The organism is Roseospira navarrensis, assembly GCF_009601025.1.
GTDB classification, from domain to species: domain Bacteria; phylum Pseudomonadota; class Alphaproteobacteria; order Rhodospirillales; family Rhodospirillaceae; genus Rhodospira; species Rhodospira navarrensis.
The window spans coordinates 1-23,018 of record NZ_WIVE01000028.1 but is presented as its reverse complement, the minus strand read 5'-3'; the positions used below and the strand labels follow the sequence as shown (position 1 = coordinate 23,018).

Sequence of the window (23,018 nt, the reverse complement as noted above, 5' to 3'; positions counted from 1 at the left end):
TTGACGCGTCCGCCTCTCAGCCGACAAAGATTATAGCCAGTCGTACAGGCTTTCGTACCAGGCGGTGTCCTCGTCCGGATTGCCGATCCGCTCGCCGGTCGCGAGTTCATAGGCGTCCACGTACCAGTCACTGCCCGGATAGTTGTAGCCCAGCACAGAGGCCACCTTTTTCGCTTCCTCCTCCAGACCCAGGATCATGTTGATCTCGGCGATCCGGTACAGGGCCTCCGGCACGTGCGTGGTCTGCTCGTAGCTCTCGACCACCCGCTTGAAGCGGTTCACCGCCGCCAGATAGTGCTTCTCGTCCAGATAGAAGCGGCCGACGCTCATTTCCTTGCCGGCCATGTGGTCGCGGGCCAGATCGATCTTGAAGCGGGCGTCGCGGGCGTACTTGGTGTTGGGGAAGCGGTTGGCGACCTCGCGCAGGCTATCCAGGGCGAGACCCGTGATCTCCTGATCCCGGCGCACGTCCGCGATCTGCTCGTAATAGCTCAAACCCTTGAGATAATACGCATACGGAATATCGCGGTTGCCCGGGTGGAGCTGGATGAAGCGCTCCAGCGCGACGATCGCGTCGTCGTATTCGTTGTCCTCGTAGTAGCTGTAGGCCGCCATGAGCTGGGCCTTGGTCGCCCAGACCGAATAGGGGTGCTGGCGCTCCACCTCGTTGAAGGCGTCGGCGGCGTCCTCGTACTCGCCGGCTTCCAGCAGGCTGACGGCCTCGTTGTAGATCTGTTCCACCGGCCGCTCGATGTAGGGTTTCTCTTCCGGCCCGCCGCAGGCGGCGAGCCCGGCGCCCAGGCCCGAAACCAGCACCAGGGCGGCCAGGAGGCGAAGGGTCGCCCGCGCCCGGACGCGGGACGGCGGACGCCGGCGTCCGGAAGACGGGGCAGGCCGGGGACTGAGACGAAGCATCATGGCCGGGACGGACATCCTCTGGTCGGCGGAAACGGGGGCGGCGGCGTGGGGGGCGATGTCAGGCGCCGGGCCGCACTATACCATGGCCGGGCCGGCTGTCACCGGGGGGCGTCGGGGCCAGCCCTCTCCGGCAGCGCCGCCAGATGGGCGGGACAGCGCGGGCAGTCGCTGCTGCCGAACCCGGGGACCGGGACGGTCGCTCCGGGCAATGCCAGCACCGACGCCATCAGGGCGCATTCGTCCCCGCCCGGCACCGGGCCCGCCCAGACCCGGACGCCGGGGGCGGTGGTCAGCCAGTCCACGTGCCAGCGGCGGGCCTTGTCCGGACGCAGGTGCCGACGCAGGCGCGCCCGCAGCCCGCCCGGACCCCGCGCGCTGCCGGCGTAGACCAGCCAGCCCGGCGGCAGATCCGCCCGCGCCCGCGCGACAAAACGCGGCGGCGGCGCCACCGGGTCCGGCACCCGGAGCACCAGCAGATAGGCCCCGGGCGCGGTCGGCAGAGCCTCGATCGCCGACGCGTCCCCGGCCGCCACCCAGTCTCCGGCCAGGGCGCGGAGCCCGGCGGGACCGTCAAGGGGCTTGTCCGCGCCGGGCTCAGGCGGCAAGGTCCCGTTCGCGCGCACGCGGTTCCGTGCGGCCGCGCCGTCTTTCCGATCGCGAGGACTCTTCCCCATGCAGCATCGTTCCCTGGGCCGCTCCGGCCTGTCCGTCAGCGCCATCTGTCTCGGCACCATGACCTGGGGCCAGCAGAACACCGAGGCCGACGCCCACGCCCAGATGGACCTGGCCCTGGACCGGGGCGTGGACTTCTTCGACACGGCCGAACTGTACCCCGTTCCGCCGCGCCCGGAAACGCAGGGCCGGACGGAAGAGTACATCGGCACCTGGTTCCGCGACCGGGGCACCCGCGACAAGGTGATTCTGGCCAGCAAGGTGGTCGGCCCCGGCCGCATGACCCATTTCCGCGACGGCAGCGTGCGCCTGGACCGCACCAACATCCGGCAGGCCGTCGAGGACTCGCTGCGCCGCCTGCGGACGGACTACATCGACCTGTATTACCTGCACTGGCCGGAGCGCGGCGCGAACTACTTCGGCCGACTGGGCTATGAACCGGATCCGGAGCGGGACGCCAATGCCATCGCCCTGGCCGAAACCATGCAGGTGCTGCAGGAGCTGGTCCGGGCCGGGTCCATCCGGCACGTGGCGCTGTCCAACGAGACCGCCTGGGGCCTGATGCACACGGTCGGGCTGGCGGAGACGCAGGGCCTGCCGCGCCCCGCCTGCATCCAGAACCCCTACAACCTGTTGAACCGGGGCTTCGAGGTCGGGCTGGCCGAGGCCGCCATCCGCGAAGAGGTGCCCCTGTGCGCCTACTCGCCGCTCGCCATGGGCACGTTGTCGGGCAAGTACCTGGGCGGCGCCCAGCCCGAGGGCGCGCGCCTCACCCAGTTCGGCGACATCTTCGGGCGGTACCTGAAGCCGCGCGGCGTGGCGGCGACCGAACGCTATGTCGCCCTGGCGCGCGACCACGGCCTGGACCCGGCGCACATGGCACTGGCCTACGTGAACAGCCGCCCGTTCGTCGCCAGCAACATCATCGGCGCCACCACGCTGGAGCAGCTCGCCCGCAACATCGACAGCATCACCGTGACCCTGCCGGAGTCGGTTCTGGAGGGCATCGAGGCCATCCACGCCGAGTTCACCTACCCTTGCCCGTAATACGGGCCGGCATTTGTCCTGACTCGTCAGGACAAATGCCCTACGCCGCTTCGCGGCGCCGGTGCAGTCGCACCGGCCGTCCGGCCTATGAAATCACGTCATAGGCCGCGCGGTGTAACCCGGGTGAATTCACGCACGGCGGGCGAAACAGGATCCATGATCCGATTGCGTCGTCCCGCCGCCATCACGCCGGGACGGCCTCCAGGCCAAGGGCGGCGCGGCTCTCGTCCTCCAGGCGGCGGCGCAGGGCCAGCGCCTCGGTGTGGGCCGTGCCCAGGTCCACATCGCCGATGCGCACCACCTCGCCCCGGCGGACGGGCTCGGTCAGGCGCACTCCGTGCGCCAGGCCAATGGGCAGCGCCCGGTCCGACAGCGAGCGCCGGGCCGTGGTCAGGCGGCCCCAGACGGTGAATCCGCCCTCGCCGTCCAGCACCTCGCCCGGGGACAGGTCGCGCTTGGCCACGGCCACCACATCGGCGGAAAATCCGCGCGGCGCGCCCGTGGGCTCGCCCCGCAGCGCGGCCGACAGAATGGACACGTTCAGTTCCATCCCGATCAGGTGATAGGGCTTGTACATGGCCGCGAACCGCCCGCTTGGATCGGTGACGAGGCCGTACTGCCGGAAACAGGCCCCGGCGTAGTTCGTCGGCGCCTCGACGGTGACATAGACACCCCAGCGCAGATCGCGGAACACCGGGCGACCATCGCGCTCCAGCGACGAGACCACCTCGACCATGCCACGCCCGTCCAGATGGCCGCCCATGGCCCGGGGGCGCAGGGTCCGGGGCAGGTCGTCGGCCCCGCTGGGCGGAAACCCGAGGCCGTGAACCGGCGCGGCCAGCCCGGTGGCGTTGGCGACCGCCGCCATCTCGATGGCCGACTTGGTGCCGTCCAGGAAGGAATTGAACATGCGCGGGTTCATGCCGCCCGCGGCCGCCTGTTCTCCGCTGATGCCGTAGTGGTCCCACACCGTCTCGGGCGTCGAATCGTGATAGGCTGGCAGGTACTTGGTCCCCTTGCCGGCGGCCGTGACCTCGAAGCCGCAGGCCCGCGCCCAGTCCACCAGCTCGCAGATCAGGGCCGGCTGATCGCCGTAGGCCATCGAGTGCACCACCCCGGCCGCCTGGGCCTCGCGCGCCAGCAGGGGACCGGCCAGCACGTCGGCCTCGACGTTGACCATCACCACATGCTTGCCGGCGGCATAGGCCGCGCGGGCATGATGAATGCCCGCCCAGGGATCGCCCGTGGCCTCGACCACCACATCCACGTCATCGGCCGAGACCACCGTGTCGGCGTCATCCAGGATGCGGGTCGCCTCGATCCGGTCCGGCCGCCAGCCGACACCCTCCAGCGTGCGCCGCACCCGCGCCGGGTCCAGGTCCGCGATGGCCGTCACCGCAATGCCCGGGCTGGTCGGCACCTGGGCCAGGAACATGGCCCCGAACTTGCCGGCCCCCACCAGCCCCACCCGGACCGGGCCGTCCCCCTGCTCCAGGCGTCGCGCGATCAATCCCGTCAGTCCCATATGCGTCCGTCCTCCCCTCAAGCCGTCCGTCCGGTTTCGCCCCCGGGCGGGCCGGAAAGTCTCCGGCAATCCCGGCGCAAGGGCAAGAGTCCGCGCGGCATGCAGGGCAATCGGGTGAGCACACCTTTGGCGAACTGCCGGACCGCATCGGGCGGGTTCGCCCCGCCGCGCTTCCTTATCGGGAAACGGGCGGGGTCGAATCCGCCCGACACCGCGTCCTTGACACCAGACGCCCTTTCACCCGATTGCCCTGGCGCGGCATGCGTTCGCCCTTACGGGTGCCCGCCAAGGGTGCTATAACCCGGCCGGAACAGACGACGGCCGGACACGGGGAGCCCTCCGGGGCGCCGAACCGGGCGGCCGCGCAACAGGGAGGACTTTTATCCATGATGCCGCGCACCATCCTGGTTCATGTGGACGATACCGACGCCTGGCGCACCCGGCTGGATATCGCCCGGTCCATTCTCGGCGACCATGCGGGCTCCGGGTTCGTTCTCGGCATCTACGGGGTGGTGGACCACACCGAGCGGCATCCCTACACCCGTCAGGTCTCGTCGGACTTCCTGGCCAAGGTGGACGCCGCCGAGGCGCCCTTCCGCGCCGCCTGCGAGGAACGCGGGCTGGCCTGCGGCTGGCACGGAATCCACGGGGCCGACGCCACCCTGATCGGCGTGCAGCTCGCGGCCAACCTGCAGACGACCGACGTGGGGCTCATCTCCCAGCCGCGCCAGCAGGACGCGGGGCACACCATCACCAACGAGGTGATCGAGCAGGTGGCCGTCAGCGGCGGCCGGCCGGTGCTGGTGCTGCCCTACATCACCAAGAGCTTTTCCATGCCCAAGCGCGCCGTCGTCGCGCTGAACGAGGATGCCGCCAGCGCCCGTGCGCTCGCCGACGTGCTGCCGTTCCTGGGCCAGTGCGAGATGGTCACCCTGCTCGCCGTCAGCCGCGATCCGGTCGCCCAGCAGTGGCGCTGGGAGGCGCACCGCGACATGCTCGCCCGCCACGGCATCAAGGCCCAGATCGAGCACGAGGCGCCGACCGACATCCCGGTGAGCGAACTGATCCTGTCGCGCGCGGCGGATCTGGCGGCGGACGTTCTGGCGATGGGCGCCCACGGCGCCTATGACACGCCCCGCCTGCGGCGCGGCGGCGTGACCAAGTCGATCCTGCCGGGGCTGACACTGCCCATGATCCTGTCGCGGTAGTCGGCGATCGCCGGACCCAGTATTTCAGGGTCATCAAGGATTTCCGGGGACCGGAGGGTTCAGGGCGGCGAGGGGTTTCGCGCGGGCCTGGCTCGCTCTCTGTATTCGCGTGTCAAGCCCTGCCCCCCTCCCGACCAGGGCAACGGGTTCGAGATAACACGACGGACTGTTCCGGGCTGTCGGAGCGGGCCTCTCGAGATCCCTCGTCTCGCTTCGCTCACTCGGGATGACACACTGAAATTATAGGGTGTCATCCTGAAGCCGCGAAGCGGCTGAAGGACCTCGAGCGCAGGTCTCCGACCCCTGCAAAGACCTGGAAGTACGATCCCGTTAACCTGAGCCCGTCGCCCTGCCCTCCCCACCTCCCCCATAAATGGGGGAGGACTCCCGGTCCACACGGCGCAGCACGGACTCCCTCCCCATGGAATGGGGAGGGCTGGGGAGGGCTTTTCTCGGGGGCCGCAACGGTCCAGAAGCCGCCCGACCCCGGTTATCCGTGTTGAACGTTGTTTCAGCCGGGATCGCGAAGCGATGCCTGAGGCGCGCCGGTCGCCCGACGAAGAGATCAACCGTGTCGTTTCGTCGGGCGGTCCTACATCAGCACGATCTCGACGCGGCGGTTCTGCGCCTCTCGCACGCCGTCCGGCGTGGGGATCAGCGGTTCATCCTCGCCGCGGGCGAAAACGGCAATGTCCCCGCGCGCGATGCCCTGCGAGACCAGCCGCTCCATGACCGTCTGGGCGCGGCGCTGCGACAGCACCAGATTATAGGACTCCGCCCCCACCCGGTCGGTGTGGCCGGTGACCTCGATGCGGGTGCGCCCCACGTCGCGGGCATTGCGGGCCGCCGTGTCCACGATGCTGGCCGCATTGGGGGACAGGTCCGCGCTGTCGAACTGGAAGAACACCAGATAGCTGGTGGGCACGGCCGCCGGCGGCGGTGGAATGGGCACCTCGGGCGCGGCCATCTGGTCCAGGCTCTCGCCCCGTCCCCGCTGGTCCGGGACGCCGAAAGCATACCGCAGCCCCACGACGAGGGCGTGGTTCATGTAGGAGTCCGACACGCCGCCGCTGCCCGCGTCGGCCGTGATGTCCACGGCGTGGAAGAAGCGGTAATCCGCCGACAGGCTCAGGCTGTCGGTGACGCTGTACCCCAGCCCGACCATGGCCTGATAGGCCAGCCCCACGTCGGAGTCGTCGGCGGAGAGACCGCGCGCGCGGTTGTCGGCGTCGATGCTGACGAAAGCCGCCCCCAGGCCGGCGCCCACGAACGGCGTGAAGCCGGTGCCCGTGTCGATGTCATAGAGCAGGTTGACCATGCCGTGCCAGGCGCTCAGGTCGCCGTCCAGGCCCGTCCCGCCCCAGTTGTCCACGGTGTTGCGGCGGTGGCCGCCCTCCACCTCGGCCCGCAGACCGTTGCCGAAGGCATAGCCGAAGCTGGCCAGACCGACGAACCCCAGGTCCGTGTCCAGCTCCCGCTGCCGGCCGCCGATCTCCAGGTCCCCGGTGTCATTCAGGTTGAGGCCCCCGCCGGCCCCGACATAAGGGCCTTCCGGCACGGGATCGGCGAGCCCGGGCCCGGCCGGCACGATCGCCGCCGCGCCCGCCAGGATCATGCCGCGCCACAGGCCCCAGGCCCGTCCCGCCCGTCGCATCATGCCGACTCCAGAACACCCCATGCGCCGCCCGGCCCCGCACCGTCCGGATGCCGGCGGGCGCGGGGCCAAGCTTAACCAAGTGTCTTAGAGTTTTCTATGATCCCACTGATATAGCAAGACTTTTCTGCGGCGTTCAGATGGGAGATCAAGATATGGCCATCCAGGCCCTTTCGGAACACGAGATGCGGGCGCTCTGCCCGCCCCTCGCCCGGGATCAAAGATACCGCGCCGACACCGGACCGCCGTGGCCGATCAGGGCCACCGCCTTCAACAGGGCCATCAGGCGCGCCCCGCCGGCCTCCAGCGGACCGCTGTTGTCCACGCGCGCCAGCGCCGGGTGTTCCACCTGGATCTCGGCGGCCCGCTGCAACCGCTGCTCGATCTCGGCCGCGCTCTCCCGTCCGCGCGCCTCAAGGCGGCGGCGCAGCACCTCCGGCGCGGTGGAGATCAGCACCGGACGCACATCGGGATAGCGCTGCGCAACCACCGGCAGATAAGCCCGCGAGCCATTGACCACGACGGTCAGGCCGGCGGCCCGCCACAGGTCGATTTCCGCGCCCACCGCATAGCGCAGCCCCAGGCTCTCCCAGACCAGGGCGAACAGCCCGGCCGCCTCCCGCGCCGCGAACTCCTGATGCCCGAGCGGCACATGAAGCGCCGTCGCCGGACGCCCCGACCCGACCATGTAGCGATGCGCGAAGGCCAGCGGCGCCGCCGGGTTCTCTTCGGCCAGGCGGTTTCGCGTCCATTCGATCAACGTATCCTTGCCGGCGCCCGATGCGCCAATGACATACACCAGACCGCCCCGCGCCGGGGTCCGATCGTCTCCGCTACCGTCCATCATGATCCTCTCAGGCCCGCCGCGCGCGGCGCGCTCAGGCCGCCGCCTCGCCATTTTGCCGGGCGCCGAGCCGCTCGATCAGCGCGCGAGCCCGGGCCACGCTGTCCGTCACCGTATCCGGCGTGGCGTATTTCGGCGTGATTTCCAATGTAATGCTGACCTCGTCCGGCAGCGGCAATCCGGCCATGGCCGCCTCCCACGGCAGGTCGCCCCAGCCCAGCGGCAAGTGCAGATCGCCGAGGCCGTAGGCCAGGTTTTCCCCGGGGCGCGGTCGCGGCAACGTGGCCACGCGCCCGAACGAATCGTGCCAGTGCAGATGCCGCGTGACGGGCGCCAGCGCTTCCAGTTGAGCCCGCAGGTCCTCCCCCAGCCACGCGCTGGAGATGTAGGCGTGGCTGACGTCGATGGTCGCCGCAAGCCCCGGGTGATCCACCGCGCGCACCTGTGCGGCGACGCTGCGGCAGTCGAGCCCGTGGTTGTCCAGGGTGCCGTCCGGTGACTCCTCGGTGGCCGGCATGTTTTCCAGGCACAGGGTCACCCCGCTGTCCGCCGCCACCGTGGCGAGATGCCGCAACCCCGCGCGCTCCATCTGCATCAGACGCTCGCGTTCCAGCTTCAGCCGCCGCCCTTCGACCCATCCGGGGTGGATGACCATGCGCCGCGCACCCAGTCCGGCGGCGAACGCCACGCTGGCCTCGCCCACGGCCCGCTGCAGGCCCGCATGTTCCTCGTCCATGAGGCTCAGCGACAGCGGCGCGTGCACCACAGCGCCCAGGGACCGCGCGGTCAGGTCATCCCGCAGGGTCCGCACCACCTCGGGCCGAACGCGCCCGTTCAGCAGGCCATGCACCAGGGTCGGATTGATCTCGACATGCTCCGCCCCCGCGGCCGCCAGCATGTCGAGCGAGCGCGCGAGACCGTCGCCGTCGGTGCGTGTGAGCATGACGCCCAGACTGGAGACCGTGGTCATCGCTCATCCTCCCGCTTCAGCGCGGCGCCCAGCCCCTTCAGGGGCGGCCCCACCGTCGCGGCCTTCCTACCAGTCAACCCGTAACCCATTGCATGACCTTTTTATTTCGACTCACCTCGTTGCACCCGCGTCACGTCGCCGGTGCGGGGCGCGGCGGCGCGGCTCAGCCGGTCGTTGATCGCCTGCCCGAGCCCCCGCGTCGGCACCGGCGCGACCGCGATGCCCCGATGGGGTGGGACATCCAGCGCGCGCAGCATGGCGAACAGATTGCGCGCGGCCTCGTCCAGGTCCCCGGCCGGACTGAGGTCCAGGTCGGCGCCCGCGGTCCCCCCGAATCCAAGCAGGGCCTCGCCCGGATCGGCCCCGGTGGCGTCCAGCCGCACCGGGCGGCTGGGGGCGTAATGACTCGACAGCATGCCGGGGGCGGCAAGCGGGCCGCGCGCCCCTGTCCCGTCCGTCTCCGAGTCGCCGGACGCGCTGTCAAGTGGACCGCCCAGGGCCTCCTCCAGCGCCGCGCGGGTGATCCCGCCCGGTCGCAGCACGCGCGGATGCGGGCCGCTGAGGTCGAGCACGGTGGACTCGACACCGACGGGACAGGGCCCGCCGTCCAGGATCATGGCCAGGGCCTCGGGCGGCGGCGCGCCCAGATCAGCCGCCACATGCGCCGCCGTGGTCGGACTGACCGCCCCAGAGCGGTTGGCGCTCGGGGCGGCCACAGGGATCGCCGCCCGGCGCAGCAACTCCCGTGCGACCGGATGCGCCGGCGCGCGGATCGCCACCGTCGCCCCGCCCGCCGAGACCCGCGCGCACAACCGCGACTCCGGCCGGCGGCGCAGCACCAGGGTCAGGGGGCCGGGCCAGAACAGGCGGGCCAATTCCTCGGCCGCCGCCGTCACCTCGACGAAGGATTCCGCCGCCGCCAAATCAGGGACATGCACGATGACGGGATTGCGGGCCGGCCGCCCCTTGGCGGCATAGATCGCGGCCACCGCCGCGTCCGACCGGGCATCCGCGCCCAGACCATAGACCGTCTCGGTCGGAAACGCCACCAGACGGCCCGCACGCAGCGCATGCGCGGCCGCCTCCAGCGCCGCGGAGTCGGCGGGCCGGGACTCGAGCGGTGGCCTGATGGCCCCGCCCCGGGACTGGGTGGGTTGATTACACGGCATCGACGCGGTCGCGGCTGTCCCTGTCTGTGGACCCCGAGCGCCGGGGTCCCTCCGCGCCGGACAAAGACAGGACAGGGCGTCGGATGCAAGCGCACGGCCCGCATGGGCGACATGCACACGCCTGCCACGCGCCATCGGGAGCCCGGGTCAGCCGGCCGGACTCCCGATGCACGACGTGGTGACTCAGACGCGGGTTGACCCCCCGGCCCGACCGTTCGACCCGGCCGGGCCCTGCGCCGACCGCGCAGGGGCCCGCAATGGCGGTCGTCAGCCGGCCAGCTTGGCCTCGGCCTGTTCCGCGCGGCGGCGCGCCGAGTTCAGGTCGCTGCGCAGGCGGCGGTTCTCGGAGCGGCGCTTGCCGCCCGAAAGCCAGGCAAAGAACACGCCGAGGATCAGACCGATCAACAGCGCACCCAGCACGGCCCAGAACATGGGCATCTCGGCCGTGTACTCGGTCGGCCAGAAGCTCAGCGTGGTCGACTCCTGATTGGAGATGGCGAAGAAGACGGCGATAACGATGATCGGCAGCCCGATCACCCATGCGAAGAATTTGAACACTGGTCGCGTCCCGTTCTTGAGTGTTGCCAGCCCCCAGTGCCCAACAACCCGCCCCGGGGTTGTCCCGTGAGCGGTCAGCGTCATTGGGCTCTGGCGCCCCTCTTGTCACGGAAACCGGACACATGACGGCCCCGGTCCCCGTCCGGAAACGGACCCGTCCGGGGCACGACGTGGCTCAGCCAGCCCGCGCCATGCCTCGGCCCACGGCCCCGTTTCCCTCAGGCCGGTGTCCAGTCTACTAGACACTTTCCCCGCCGTTCAACAATTCCCGCAGTTGCTTTCCGGTCTTGAAGTAGGGCGCGGCCTTCGCATCCACCGACACGGTCTCGCCGGTCCGCGGGTTGCGGCCGACCCGCGCATCCCGGTGCTTCACCGAAAACGCCCCAAACCCGCGCAATTCCACACGATCCCCACGGGCAAGCGCACTCGCGATCTCGTCAAATATGGTGGACACGATGCGTTCAACGTCGCGCTGATACAGATGGGGATTCAGTTCCGCGATACGGGCGATCAGTTCGGACTTCGTCATCCTACCAAGACCTCATGCGTCGGCGGCCCCACCAACGGTGGCGACTCGGCCCCCCTATGAGCCCGAGTCGCCGCGAACGCCGCCCTCAAATTAACCCTAAGCTGCCAAAGGGTTGCGGGCGGGTCAAGGTAACGGCCTCGACAACAACGATTTTTTCTCGGTGAGTGTATTCCGGACACTATGCGGCGGCCCCGCCGCTCCCCCCAAACGGACAACGGCGGCCCGGAGCCCCGGACCGCCGTCGCCACAGGGCGGATCCGCGTGCGGATCCGCGAAGGGTCGCGAGTGCCTACTCGTCGTCGCCCTTCTTGCCGGCCTGGGCCTGCTTCAGGGCCGCCCCGAGGATGTCGCCGAGCGACGCGCCGGAGTCGGTCGAGCCGTAGTCGGCCATGGCCTGCTTTTCCTCGTCCACCTCGCGGGCCTTGATGGACAGACCGATGCGGCGGTTCGCCTTGTCGATGTTGGTGATCTTGGCGTCCACCTTCTCGCCGACGGCGAAGCGCTCCGGCCGCTGATCGGCGCGGTCGCGGGCCAGGTCGCTCTTGCGGATGAAGCCGACGGCCCCGCCGACCTCGACCTCGATGCCGTTGTCCTGCACCTGGGTCACGACGCCGGTGACGATCTGGCCCTTGCGCAGGTCGGCCGTGGCGGCGGAGTACGGATCATCGCCGAGCTGCTTGATGCCCAGGCTGATGCGCTCCTTGTCCACGTCCACGTCGAGGACCTTGGCCTTGACCACGTCGCCCTTGCCGTAGTCCTTGACCGCCTCGTCGCCGGAACGGTTCCAGTCCAGGTCTGACAGATGGACCATGCCGTCGATCTCGCCGGGCAGGCCGATGAACAGACCGAACTCGGTGATGTTCTTGATCTCGCCCTCGACCTCGGAGCCGACGGGGAAGCGCTCCAGGAAGTCCGACCAGGGGTTGCCCATGGTCTGCTTCAGACCCAGCGAGATCCGGCGCTTGTCCGGATCCACGTCCAGGATCATGACGTTCACTTCCTGGCTGGTGGAGACGATCTTGCCCGGGTGTACGTTCTTCTTGGTCCAGCTCATCTCGGAGACGTGCACCAGACCCTCGACGCCCGGCTCCAGCTCCACGAAGGCGCCGTAGTCGGTGATGTTCGTGACGCGGCCCGCGAACACGGTGCCGACCGGGTACTTGGCGGCCACACCCTCCCAGGGGTCGGCCTCCAGCTGCTTCATGCCCAGGCTGATGCGCTGGGTGTCCGGGTTGAACCGGATGACCTGCACGCGCACGGTCTGGCCGATGCTCAGCGCCTCGGTCGGGTGGTTGATGCGCTTCCAGGAAATGTCGGTGACGTGCAGCAGGCCGTCCACGCCGCCCAGGTCCACGAAGGCGCCGTAGTCGGTGATGTTCTTGACCACGCCGTCCAGGATCTCGCCTTCCTTCAGGCGCTCCAGCAGCTTAGCCCGCTCCTCGGCGCGGGTCTCCTCCAGCACCGAACGGCGCGAGACCACGATGTTGCCGCGCGCGCGGTCCATCTTGAGGATCTGGAACTCGAACGGCTGGCCCATCAGCGGGGTGACGTCGCGCACGGGACGGATGTCCACCTGGCTGCCCGGCAGGAACGCCATGGCGCCGGACAGGTCCACCGTGAAGCCACCCTTCACACGGCCGAAGATCTGGCCCTTGACGCGCTGGTTCTCGTTGTAGGCCTTCTCCAGCTCGTTCCAGGCCTCCTCGCGGCGCGCCTTGTCGCGGGACAGCATGATGTTGCCATCACGGTCCTCGTAGCGCTCGACGAACACGTCGATCGGGTCGCCCGGACGCAGTTCCGGGTCCTCGCCGGCCTTGGTGAACTCCTTCAGGGGCACGCGCCCCTCGGACTTCAGGCCCACGTCAACGACGATGTGGTCGTTGCGCACGGCGATCACGGTGCCCTTGATGACGGTGCCTTCCAGAGAGGCGTTCTCGCCCAGGGTCTCGTTCAGGAGCGCCTCGAAGTCTTCCATCCCGCCCATCTCGGCGGTCATGTCTGTGGCGGCTTCGGCCATGGAGTCTCAATCCTTTCGGGTGGTGACTGTTTTCCGGCCTGCCGGTTGGATCCGGCGGTCTTTGTGGCACAGGTTTGGTCAGGAGGTGTGCGGTCCGCCCATCCCTTGCGGGCCCGCGCGCAGGCGAGCCCCGGCCAATGCCAATGCGCCGAACAGCGCCCCGTCCCGGTCCAGGTCGGAGGTGTCCAGCACGACGGCATCGTCCGCGGGAACGAGCGGTGCAACGCCGCGGGCGGAATCCCGCGCGTCGCGTGCCTTCATATCCTGAAGGACACGCGACTCTATACCCTCTTGCCCCCGCTGCCGCAACTCCAGAACGCGCCGTTTGGCCCGGGTTTCCACGCTGGCCGTCACGAACAGTTTCACCGGCGCGTCGGGGCAGACCACCGAGCCGATGTCGCGCCCGTCCAGCACCGCGCCGCGCGCGCCCGCCGGCGGCTGGCGGGCGAAGGCGCGCTGCTGGTCGAGCAAAGCGGCGCGCACCGCCGGGATCGCCGCCACCCGCGAGGCCGCATCGCCGGCATCCTCACCGCGCAGGGCGTCGGGCTCGATCGCGGTCGGGTCCAGGGCGCGGGCCGCCGCCTCGGCATCCCCCGGATTGTCCGGGTCGCCCCCGGCCGCCCTCACCGCCATGCCGGTCGCCCGGTACAGAAGGCCGGTGTCCAGATAGGCCAGCCCCAGCCGATCCGCCAGCGTCCGGGCCAGCGTGCCCTTGCCGGCCGCCGCCGGGCCGTCCACCGCAATGGTCAACGGACGGGGCGCGGCCGCCGCCCAGGCCGGCAGGGCGGGCCAGCCGTCGGGCAGAGCGGCCGGGGTCGTCTCCGTCTGGCCGGTGACCGCCACGCACAGCCGCGCCCCCTGCGGCGTCACCGCAACCGGAACCCCGAAGGCCCCGAACAGGTCCACCGCCAGCGCCGCCAGCGCCGGCGGCAGCAGACCCCTGGTTTCGCCCGGCGCGGTCAGGCCGATGCACAGCGCCGCCATCGCCAGCTCCGGCGGGTCGTCCGGCCGGTCGCTGCGATCCTGCGCCATCGGCGCGTCGCGGCCCGCGATGGCCAGCGGACCGTGCGCGCCGGCCCCGGGGGCCACGACCCGCGCCCCGCTCGCCTCCAACACCGCGGACAGCCCGGGCGGCACGGTCCCGACAAGCACCATGGCCGTCACCGCCTGCCCCGCCAGCAGCCCGCAGACCGGGCCGACCAGGGCCGGCAGGCCGCACAGGTCCAGGGGCGCCGCCGGCTCCCGCAGGCCGCCCGGCCCGCGTCCGGCGATCACCATCCCCCCGTCCCGCGCCGGATCGGCGGCGCTGTCGGCGCCCAGGGCCGTCGCCAGGGCCGCCGCGCGCGCCGGCGCCAGCCCGGGCGGCAAGCGGGTCTCGCCCACGGTCGAGGCCGCCAGCAGCACGGCCAGGGGGGCTGCCATTTCGCGCGCCAGGGCCTCCCCCGACCCGACGGCCTCGTTCGGTGTGGTTCTGGTCTCTGTCATCGACTGCGGTTCCTTCTGCGCCCGGTGTGACGGGGCATCTAGCACACGCCCGCACGGGGTGACAGACGCCCGCCCGCCCGCGCGGCAAGAAACGTTGACTTGACCGGGCGATGATGGCAAACGCGCCCAACTCAACCAGTGGCGGCCCCGCAGGGGTCCGGGGTGCCGGCCGGGGAACCGAACCGGACTCCGCCCCCGACCGCGCCGCGGTGTTTCGAGCCAGACTCCAGGGAGGACCAGGGTGGCCAAGCCGGAATGGGGATCCAAGCGAACCTGCGGCTCTTGCGGAGCGCGCTTCTATGACATGCGGCGCCAGCCCATCACCTGCCCCAAGTGCGGGGCGGTGTACGAGGATGAGGCGCCCGTGCGCCAGCGGCGGCCCAAACCGGCCCCGGCGGCGGAGAAAAAGCCCAAGGCGGCCCCCGTGCCAGACGAGACGCTGGACGAGCCCGGTCTCGACGAACCGGGCCTGGGGAGCGACGACGAGACGACCGACGAGGAAAGCGGCGACATGATCGAGGACGCCTCGGACCTGGGCGAGGACGAGGAAGACATGGCCGAGGTCATCGAGCACCTGGACAACGACAACGACGACGACTGAGATCGATCGGCGATGAACCGGACTCGTCCGGTTCATCGCCGCCGTCGCCCCGGTCGCCCAGGGGCGACCACCTCCGGGATGGCGACGCGACGCGACGCCTTGAGCACCGGCCCCGTCGGGGTCGCCCGGGGCGCAGCGAGCCAACAGAAATTCATCCGCCACCGCACCGAAAAAAAGCGCAGGAGACCCCAATTTTCTTCTTGCCCCGGCGGAGCCGAGACCCTAAGTTCCCGGGCCTCGACAGGGGGCACCCACCGCACCGGCGGGGCGCTCCGACCCTCCCCGGGGTCCGACGGAAGATCGTCAGACGATCGCCCGACCGGACCCACCCAACGCCCGGAGGGTGACGCGAGACAAAGACAGCGACGGGGCCGTAGCTCAGTTGGGAGAGCGCTACAATGGCATTGTAGAGGTCTGGGGTTCGATTCCCCACGGCTCCACCAATAAAATCAAGGGGTTAGGCCAGACCGTCTAGCCCCTTATTTTATTCCAGTAAGCACATAGTAAGCACGGGGGGCCGAGCGCCCACAGGACCACATTTCGCGCCTCCGAAACCGTCGCCGCTCATCCTGCTAAACCTGCTAACCCATTCGCACCCGGCTCATCCACGGACCACCCGCCATGCTTCTTTCCGCCGGGCGCCGTCAATTTCGGCGCCGGGGATCGGAACGAGCCAGCCGTGATCTTCGAGGATGCGGGTGATCCGCCGGGCGTCCTTCGCGGAGCGGAGCGAGCCCGGGCCGGACTGGTACAGATTGGCGAGCATCACCACGGGCTTGCCCCACCCCGTATGGAGCCAGTCCAGCGCCCGCTGGGCGTGGCGGAGGTCGGGATCGTCGTGCCCGGCCATATGCAGCCGCACCGCCTCACCCGCGTAGAAGTCCGCAAGGGCAATGCCCGCCTCCATGTGGTTCGCCGCGACCGAATCCGTATGAACATACGCCACGAGCGCCAGGACGGCCGCGAGCCGGGCGGCATGCTCAGGGAGCTTGTTGGCCAGGGCCCGGATCGCTTCGTACATACCGGCGGGACCAAGCCGCGCCTCGACCTCCCCTATGTACGGAATCAACCGGGCACGGGCGTTAGCAGACAAACCCAAAACCGGCGGCGCCAGTTCGTTCCGCTGCCCCTCGGCCAACGGAAGCGGCTCCCGAAGCAAACCCGCGATTGTCCGTTCATACGTATGGAGGGCGGACCGGCAGGCGTCCGACGGCTCACGGAAACACCGTGTCCCGGCGGCAGGGGCCGGGGCGCACACGAGGAAGCGGGAGAGAAGCCCCTGATCGCCCAACACCCGATTCTGGAGGAACCGGGACGCCACGTCCGGTTGGGTCATCATGTGCATGGCGAGACGCCGCCCCGGGAGCACGCTGGTTCCGGTGCCCCCACGGACGCGGGTAATGGGCTGCCCGTCCCAGACCTCGCTGAGCGCCGCCGCCGTGCGCAGTTGGTTTTCCTCGCTCATGCCATGGCCGCCGATGAATTGCCCGCCCTCGGCCGAGAAGATGCCCAGCGAGGGCCGGCCCTCTTCGTACAGCCGGCACAACCCCTCGAACGTCGGTTCCGCGCAGACGATGACCGGCTTCAACGGGGGCGCTGGCTCCGGCCCCAGGCCATCCAACTTCGCGCGGATATCGGGGATGGTGCCGGACTTCTTGCCGCGCAGGATCGCTTGCCGGCAGGCGTCCCATGCCTCCTTCTCATTCCGGTACGTCATCTCCTCTTCATCGTACGCGGCGCGGAGGGTCTGTTCGTACGTTCGTACGGGCGCCAGGGCCTCCGAGTCGCATGAGCTTTTGCGTTCACCGCTGGGGGCGATGGACAGGAAGAAACAGGACAACGGCCGCGCCTGCCCATGGGGCAAGGCAACGTCCCGCCGGCCCTGAACCGTGAGCGCGGCCGCCGCGAGAACGCTTTGGGCGCACATGCCCAACGGCGCCTGGATCTTCTCATGGATCGCCCGCGCGGCGCCCCCCAGCACGGGGCCGAGGGCGTCCACCGGGTATGGGTCCCCCTCGGGCAGGTCGCGCAAGAGGGGGCGCGGCGGCTCCGGGGTGAAGTCCTCCATCATCCCGCCCCCCGCAGCACGTCGTTGTAGTCGGCGCCTTCGTCGGGCGGACACGCGAGTCGGACACGATGCCCAAGCGCATGCAGACGCGCCGCCAGGCCCCGCGCCGCAGAGAGACCGGGCTGGTCATGATCGGCGGCAATCACGATATCCGGCACAAGGTCAGGCGGCGGCACGCATACGCCGCGCAGTCCGCCGGTCGAAAGCGCGGCCCACCCCGACAGGTCGAACACCGCCATGGCGGACAGCGTGCTTTCGATGCCCTCCCCGATCAGCAGGCACGGCCCAAGCGGAGCCAAGCGCACGGCGCCGCCGGCCAGCGGCCCCAGGGTCATCTTCGGCGGCGACACCGCCGCCTTGCCCTCCCCGCCGGGCTTCAGGAACGTTCGATGCACCGCGCGCACGTCCCGGTCCGGCCAGACGGTGACGGCGGCGACCATACCCGGGAGACGCCCCCTCGCCTCCGGATGTCGCAAACCGCCGTGGAACCGAAGAGAGCCGGGCGGCGGCTCATGCAGATGACGCCCCTTTAGATACGTATGGGCCAGCGTGCCCGCCGCCGGGACGGCCTCCCGCCAAATCCGCCGCGCAAAGTCCACATGGCGCCCATCCCGAAAGGCCGCCGTGTTCGCGTGATTAGCACGATGAGCAGAATGAGCAGGGGCACACCCAGCCCCGGCGTTTTTGAGCCCCCACAGGCCCCGGTCGGTCAGGACGTCCATGATGGCGTCCTGATCGCGGCAGGCGTGGCAGCGGAACAGGACCCGCTCCCGCCCCTCGCGCAGGAAAAAGGCGTTCGGGTATCCGCAGGCGGGACAGGCGCCGCCAAACGTGCCACGCCCCGTCCGCCGGAGACCGAGCGCCCCGGCCATGGTGTCCGCGTCCATCATGCCCGGCCTCCCGTGTCGGAAGTCGAGGTCCGGCGGCGGCCCGCAAGCCAAACGTCGAGGTCCGCCACGTCATACAGCACGATGCGCGGCCCGGCCTTGGAATAGACCGGCCCGTCGCCCCGCAGGCGCATCTTGGCCAGGGTGGACGCGGACAGGCCGAGGTAGACGGCGGCGGCGGGCGCGCGGAGTTTGCGCGGATGGGTGTCGCTCATATGAGTCCTCCTTGAATCCAGGTCACTCGCGATGACCGAGGAGGACGCTAAACGACTGAAAACGAATGGATAACGAGTCCCAAGAAACTTTGGACTGCGGGGAGTCCAATGTTTTCTAGGACTCCTTGACAAACGCGTAGATCAGCCTCGTTCGCCAAGCCACCAGACTTCCGTGTCGGATATTCGGGGGTACGTCACCGGCAAGGGATCGAGGTCAAGCGCCTCCGGGAACGTCCAGGCGGTCTGCCGGTCCAAAAGCGGTTTGTTCAGCTTTTCCTGACCCCTCGCGTAATACCCGGAGGCATCGTCAAGGACCCGGTTCGCTGTTGATAGGAAGCTGAGCGAGCGTTTTTCCAACTGCCCCAGGATGTCGAGACCCAGGGCATGGAGCGGCGAGCCTTCCGGAAATTCAGCTCGCGAATCATCCGGCCCATCGTCGGGCAATCGCATCTCACCAAGATCAGGCCAGCCCGACAAACCGAAGGATGAAAGGAATTCCGGCGGCACGTCCTGAAACGCTGGGCACAGCACCATAGCCGCCCCGAGGTGGGCCATAGGGCTCCACGTTTTCCAGTCCGCGAGAAAGCCGCTCCGGGCGCCGCGCAACTTCGCTGCCGTGCGGCGCCGCCCCACGATCCGAAGAGCATTTTCCAGAGTCGACCATTTCGGGCTGGTCTTGGACAAGCTCAAGACGACGATCAGCAACTCGGCGGTATTGACGAATCCGACCATCCCTCGGGTGATGTCGCCTTGCCACTCCCGGCGAAAAGCGCCGGCCTCGACAAGGTTCGCGTGCGCCTGCCAGTCCATATCGGGGACCGTACCCCGTTGGGTGATCGACAAGTAGTCCGCTTGCGCGAGCAGACCGCGATACATCAGGTCATGTTTGGCGGCATCGCCCCGGCTGAACACCATGGCCATGGCGGACAGGAATACGTTGCCAGCCAAGGGAAGGTCCGTCTCCTGGATCGGAAGAACAGGCATGCCTCACGCCCCCTCTGCCGCCGCGCGGTCCTGATTGAGGGCGAACAGGCGGGCGAGCGCGTCATCATCGGAGATGTCGGCGGGCCAGCCGTAGGCGTCGGCAACGGCCTGATCCAACGCCTCGTGCGCGTTGGCGAGCCACGCCGGCCGCTGGTTATACAGGTTCGTGAGCGTGCGCTTCTTGAGCACCGCCGCCGCCTCGTCGTCCTTGGGGATCAGCCGATCCGGATAGCCCGGCACGACCTCCGGCACCACCTCCACCAGATCGGCCGGATTGAGCCAGTTGCGGCGAAGTTCATCCAGATTGCGCGCGGCTTCCGCAATCGCGATGGCGCGCGGATCGCCCGCGTAGTCGGCGGCGGGAATGTCGGGCGTCAGCCCCTCGGGGAATGGGAACGTCTCGAAGGTCGTGCTGGGGGTATAGCGCGGATCGTTCCCCTTGCCGAGCCACGTCCCCAAGCGGAGCGCCCAAGTCTCATGGAACCGGCTATGCAGGATGCCGAACGCCGTGTCGTCGTCGCGGGCAATCACGATGAGTTGGTGATCCGGGCAGACCGTCCGGGGTAAGCGAACGAAGAGCCGATACTTCGCAACCGTTGGAGTCGCAATGTAGGCACCGTTTCCCTTGAGGGCATCCCACATCTCCGGCCTTGGGCGTTCGTGGCGCCACCAAGCCTTCGCATACCCTCGTGACTGACGCTTCTCACGATCAGGTTTAATTTTCTCTTGTGAGTATAGAAAAGGTTCTTCGTAAAGTGCGCAGTCGGCCTCCGACATGTCCCACCCGAAGTCGATGATCCACTTGCCGGCCGGGCGCCGCGTCAGGTCCATGCCATTGACCCACGGCATCAACACGTCGGCATTGGGCCGCCCGTTCGGGTTCAGCGGCTGTTTCAGCCACGCCCGAGCCACGTCCCCCGAAACATCGAACGCGCCGCCCTTGGTGTCGCCCATGAACGCCACGCCCTTGTTCTCGGGTAGGCGTTGCGCTTTGGTCAGGTCCACCCCGCCGGACGTGAGGTCCGAATAGATGCGGTCCACCGGCACCCCGTCCAACCGGCTTTCCCCGAGGGGCGGCGCGGCAGCAAAGCAGACCATCGCGACCCGCACGGCCGCGCCCTCGACCACCCAGGGTTCATCGTCCCACGCTTCGTAAATGGCACCCTGTTCGACAATCGGTGTCAGAACCCGGCGGGAGGCGCCACCCCGGATGGAGTTGGTCGAGACCAGCCCCGCGCGCGTCAGCGTCCCCGCCTGGATCGCCTGCCACGCCTTGGCGAACCAATAGGCCACGAGGTCGGCTTCGGCCGGCACGCGGTCGTCATAGGCCCGGAACAGGCGGTTCACATAGTCATCCCCCAGCCCGTCGCGCATGCGCTTGCCACCGAGGAACGGGGGGTTGCCGATCACCACGTCCGCCTTCGGCCAAGGCGCCTCCTTGCCCGCCTCCGTCAGCACCGCGTCCCGGCATTCGATCGTATCGAGCGGCTTCAGGATCGGGTTCCGTGACACGTCAAAGCCGCGCCGCTTCATCCACTGGATTTCGCCGATCCACACCGTCACGCGGGCCAGTTCGGCGGCATAGGGGTTGATCTCGATGCCCTTGACCACCTCCGGCCCCAGGGACGGGAATTCCTTTTGCAGGCCCAGGGCCTCGCATTCCAGGTTGACGCGCAGTTCCAGGTCCTTGAGCGCGTGCAGCGCCACGTAAAGGAAGTTGCCGGACCCGCAGGCGGGATCGAGCGCCCGGAAGCCGCGCAAGCGCTCCATGAAGTGCTGCCGCAGCGTTTCGGCGCGGTTGCGGTGCCGAGTGCGCGTGGCGGGCGTGGACTTGGGGTTCTCCGCCTTGGCCATGGCCTCCGCGATGGCCGCTTTCGCATCGGTCCACTCGGCCAGCAGGGGGCGGAGGATCACCGGCTCCACGATCAGCATGATCTTGTCGCGGTCGGTGTAGTGCGCCCCCAACTGGCTTCGCTTGTCGGGGTCAAGCCCGCGCTCGAACAGGGTGCCGAAGATGGAGGGGTCGATGTCGCCCCATTCCATGGCCGCCGCCTTGCGGCAGATGTCGATTTCCGCGCGGGTCAGAGGAAAGACGGTATCGTCGGCATCGAACAGGCCGCCGTTGAACCAGGCGATCCGGTCCACCCCGAAGAACCCGCCGGCCGCCATGCGCGCGAACAACTCCCGCACGAGGTCCGGGAAATCCTCCGGCGCGTGAAAAGCCCGGTCCAGCAGCCGCGAGAACATGTCGTTGGGCAGAAGGTCCACATCCTCCGCGAACATGCAGAAGATCATCCGGTTGATGAAGTGGGCCACGGCCTGTGGCTGATCCGCGAACCGCGTGCGCAGGGACGCGGCGAGCGCCGCGAAGTCGCTGGCCACGTCCGCCGTCAGGCTGTCCCGCGTGCGGGTGGGCTTGAGCCGATCCGGCTCGCTCATGGCCCACTTCAGTTTGTCCCGCACATCGGCGCGGGTCAGGTCATCGAGCGTGAACCGATGAACCTCGGAGACCGTGTTGGTCCAGTTGGTGTGAATCTCGAAATCGTCGAGGTCACAGACGATCAGCAGCGGCGGGTTTTCCAGCGCCACCGCGTATTGCTGAAGCTGGACGAAGGCGGCGGACAAGTCCTTGCGCTTGCCCTTGTACTCCCACCCGAAATGGCCGCGCTTCCAGACGTCGGCCCAGCCCTCGCCCCCCGTGGTCTTGGTGGCGCCGCGCTCGAAGCAGTACCACTCGCCCTTGGGATCAGCCTCGGCCGGGGTCTGCTCCCCCAGCATGCGGCACAGGTCGATGAAATGCTCCTGAGCGGCGGACCGCTCCTTGAGCTCGGCGGCTTGCCATTTGGCGATGAAGGATTCGGGGGTCACCTTTGCCCTCTTGCGTGCGCCCGCGAGCGTTCTCTCGCTTGATGGCCAGGGGTACGGCATATTGTCGGCCCCTTCCATATCATTCACGCGCTGCCATCTGTAAGTTGCCCTTGACATAGCGTCCGCGAATCCGCCTTGAATACGGTCTCATCAAGGCTAGCTTTTCAGGCAGTCGGGGGCAGGACCTGAGAGGTATATATGTCAGACCAAAAATTCGCTGCAGCCACTGCAAGCGGCTTAACAAAGAACTCAGTGGAAAAGCTCGCGGAAAGCGTAGCTAAGCAGGTTGGCTACGATATCGGCGGAAATCTCGAGGACATCGTAGAAAAACTGGGCGGCGACATTCAATACAAAGACTTTTGGAACGAGAACACGGATTCTGGCTCGACTGAGATTAGAGGCGAAAGAGATTTCACAATATTTCTAAGCTGGGATACAAGTCAAACACGTGATCGATTCACTTTGGCCCATGAGCTTGGTCATTATGTTCTTCACTTTCTTTGGCCAAATCGCAACGGAGAGATAACAGGACCTGTCAAGGCACTCAGGTATGGCTCTGACCGAACGGAATGGGAAGCCAATTGGTTCGCCGCTGCCTTCTTGATGCCTGAAAGTGATTTTCGCAATGCGTATAAAGATACGAATGGGGATATTACCGAAGAGGGCTTATCCCTTTGAGTCCGGGACCACATCATGTGGTGACAGGTGGCCTGAAACGGCGTAGAACATAACGTGAACGCACGCCATTTCCGGAGCCCGACCATGAGCAAGTTTCCTCGATCCCTGCTCGAATTCCAGC

The 23,018-nt window shown here is 68.5% G+C and carries 20 protein-coding genes and 1 tRNA gene; 5 read left to right on the top strand and 16 right to left on the bottom strand.

The genetic code is table 11. The features are described 5' to 3' along the window. Nucleotides 1-30 precede the first annotated feature (30 nt). Entirely contained in the window at nucleotides 31-918 is an 888-nt protein-coding gene (locus tag GHC57_RS10215) for an outer membrane protein assembly factor BamD (protein WP_484592872.1), read from the bottom strand. Nucleotides 919-1,016: 98 nt separating this feature from the next. After that, nucleotides 1,017-1,523, bottom strand: coding sequence for a GIY-YIG nuclease family protein (locus GHC57_RS10210; RefSeq protein ID WP_246152248.1), 507 nt, complete (start codon nucleotides 1,521-1,523; stop codon nucleotides 1,017-1,019). A gap of 67 nt (nucleotides 1,524-1,590) precedes the next feature. Between GHC57_RS10210 and GHC57_RS10205 the strand changes: the two genes are divergently transcribed. Beyond that, nucleotides 1,591-2,637, top strand: a complete 1,047-nt coding sequence (locus GHC57_RS10205) for an NADP(H)-dependent aldo-keto reductase (RefSeq protein ID WP_153343808.1) — start codon at nucleotides 1,591-1,593, stop codon at nucleotides 2,635-2,637. Nucleotides 2,638-2,821: 184 nt separating this feature from the next. Here the strand turns inward: GHC57_RS10205 and GHC57_RS10200 are convergent, their stop codons facing one another. Beyond that, the gene (locus GHC57_RS10200; RefSeq protein WP_153343806.1) at nucleotides 2,822-4,162 is read right to left on the bottom strand and encodes an NAD(P)H-dependent oxidoreductase; all 1,341 of its coding nucleotides are present in this window, start codon (nucleotides 4,160-4,162) and stop codon (nucleotides 2,822-2,824) included. 386 nt (nucleotides 4,163-4,548) lie between these two features. Between GHC57_RS10200 and GHC57_RS10195 the strand changes: the two genes are divergently transcribed. Continuing rightward, nucleotides 4,549-5,370: a hypothetical protein gene (locus tag GHC57_RS10195; RefSeq protein ID WP_153343804.1), complete on the top strand. Its 822-nt coding sequence runs from the start codon at nucleotides 4,549-4,551 to the stop codon at nucleotides 5,368-5,370. A 592-nt stretch (nucleotides 5,371-5,962) separates the two neighbouring features. Here GHC57_RS10195 and GHC57_RS10190 read toward each other — a convergent pair. The 8 genes from GHC57_RS10190 to cmk form a co-directional block, all read right to left on the bottom strand. Then, a complete protein-coding gene (locus tag GHC57_RS10190) occupies nucleotides 5,963-7,027 on the bottom strand; it encodes an OmpA family protein (protein ID WP_170294814.1) in 1,065 nt (354 codons plus the stop codon). Between the two features lie 214 nt (nucleotides 7,028-7,241). Then, nucleotides 7,242-7,871: a phosphonate metabolism protein/1,5-bisphosphokinase (PRPP-forming) PhnN gene (gene phnN, locus GHC57_RS10185; protein ID WP_246152247.1), complete on the bottom strand. Its 630-nt coding sequence runs from the start codon at nucleotides 7,869-7,871 to the stop codon at nucleotides 7,242-7,244. 31 nt (nucleotides 7,872-7,902) lie between these two features. Next, nucleotides 7,903-8,838, bottom strand: coding sequence for a sugar phosphate isomerase/epimerase family protein (locus GHC57_RS10180; protein WP_153343800.1), 936 nt, complete (start codon nucleotides 8,836-8,838; stop codon nucleotides 7,903-7,905). 101 nt (nucleotides 8,839-8,939) lie between these two features. Continuing rightward, a complete protein-coding gene (locus GHC57_RS10175) occupies nucleotides 8,940-10,007 on the bottom strand; it encodes an L-threonylcarbamoyladenylate synthase (protein WP_153343798.1) in 1,068 nt (355 codons plus the stop codon). A gap of 267 nt (nucleotides 10,008-10,274) precedes the next feature. After that, the gene (locus tag GHC57_RS10170; RefSeq protein WP_153343796.1) at nucleotides 10,275-10,649 is read right to left on the bottom strand and encodes a lipopolysaccharide assembly protein LapA domain-containing protein; all 375 of its coding nucleotides are present in this window, start codon (nucleotides 10,647-10,649) and stop codon (nucleotides 10,275-10,277) included. 154 nt (nucleotides 10,650-10,803) lie between these two features. After that, nucleotides 10,804-11,094, bottom strand: coding sequence for an integration host factor subunit beta (ihfB, locus tag GHC57_RS10165; protein ID WP_153343794.1), 291 nt, complete (start codon nucleotides 11,092-11,094; stop codon nucleotides 10,804-10,806). A 289-nt stretch (nucleotides 11,095-11,383) separates the two neighbouring features. Further along, nucleotides 11,384-13,111 (bottom strand): 30S ribosomal protein S1, encoded by a 1,728-nt coding sequence (gene rpsA, locus GHC57_RS10160; protein WP_153343792.1) that lies wholly within the window; start codon nucleotides 13,109-13,111, stop codon nucleotides 11,384-11,386. A gap of 78 nt (nucleotides 13,112-13,189) precedes the next feature. Next, a complete protein-coding gene (gene cmk, locus GHC57_RS10155; RefSeq protein WP_170294819.1) occupies nucleotides 13,190-13,861 on the bottom strand; it encodes a (d)CMP kinase in 672 nt (223 codons plus the stop codon). A 976-nt stretch (nucleotides 13,862-14,837) separates the two neighbouring features. Between cmk and GHC57_RS10150 the strand changes: the two genes are divergently transcribed. Further along, entirely contained in the window at nucleotides 14,838-15,197 is a 360-nt protein-coding gene (locus GHC57_RS10150; protein ID WP_170294813.1) for a TIGR02300 family protein, read from the top strand. A 367-nt stretch (nucleotides 15,198-15,564) separates the two neighbouring features. Continuing rightward, a tRNA-Ala gene (locus tag GHC57_RS10145) sits at nucleotides 15,565-15,640 on the top strand. 158 nt (nucleotides 15,641-15,798) lie between these two features. Here the strand turns inward: GHC57_RS10145 and GHC57_RS10140 are convergent. The 5 genes from GHC57_RS10140 to GHC57_RS10120 form a co-directional block, all read right to left on the bottom strand. After that, on the bottom strand, nucleotides 15,799-17,268 hold the full coding sequence (locus GHC57_RS10140; protein ID WP_153343790.1) for a YfjI family protein: 1,470 nt from the start codon (nucleotides 17,266-17,268) through the stop codon (nucleotides 15,799-15,801). Beyond that, on the bottom strand, nucleotides 17,265-17,987 hold the full coding sequence (locus GHC57_RS20550; RefSeq protein WP_425500663.1) for a DUF7146 domain-containing protein: 723 nt from the start codon (nucleotides 17,985-17,987) through the stop codon (nucleotides 17,265-17,267). The genes GHC57_RS10140 and GHC57_RS20550 overlap by 4 nt, the downstream gene beginning before the upstream one ends. Nucleotides 17,988-18,151: 164 nt before the next feature. Continuing rightward, nucleotides 18,152-18,367 (bottom strand): helix-turn-helix transcriptional regulator, encoded by a 216-nt coding sequence (locus GHC57_RS10130; protein ID WP_153343786.1) that lies wholly within the window; start codon nucleotides 18,365-18,367, stop codon nucleotides 18,152-18,154. Nucleotides 18,368-18,508: 141 nt separating this feature from the next. Further along, nucleotides 18,509-19,351 (bottom strand): hypothetical protein, encoded by an 843-nt coding sequence (locus GHC57_RS10125; protein WP_153343784.1) that lies wholly within the window; start codon nucleotides 19,349-19,351, stop codon nucleotides 18,509-18,511. A 3-nt stretch (nucleotides 19,352-19,354) separates the two neighbouring features. Beyond that, on the bottom strand, nucleotides 19,355-22,219 hold the full coding sequence (locus GHC57_RS10120) for a class I SAM-dependent DNA methyltransferase (protein WP_170294811.1): 2,865 nt from the start codon (nucleotides 22,217-22,219) through the stop codon (nucleotides 19,355-19,357). A 198-nt stretch (nucleotides 22,220-22,417) separates the two neighbouring features. Here GHC57_RS10120 and GHC57_RS10115 point away from each other — a divergent pair, with 198 nt between their 5' ends. Next, nucleotides 22,418-22,897, top strand: coding sequence for an ImmA/IrrE family metallo-endopeptidase (locus GHC57_RS10115; RefSeq protein WP_153343780.1), 480 nt, complete (start codon nucleotides 22,418-22,420; stop codon nucleotides 22,895-22,897). Nucleotides 22,898-23,018: the final 121 nt, after the last annotated feature.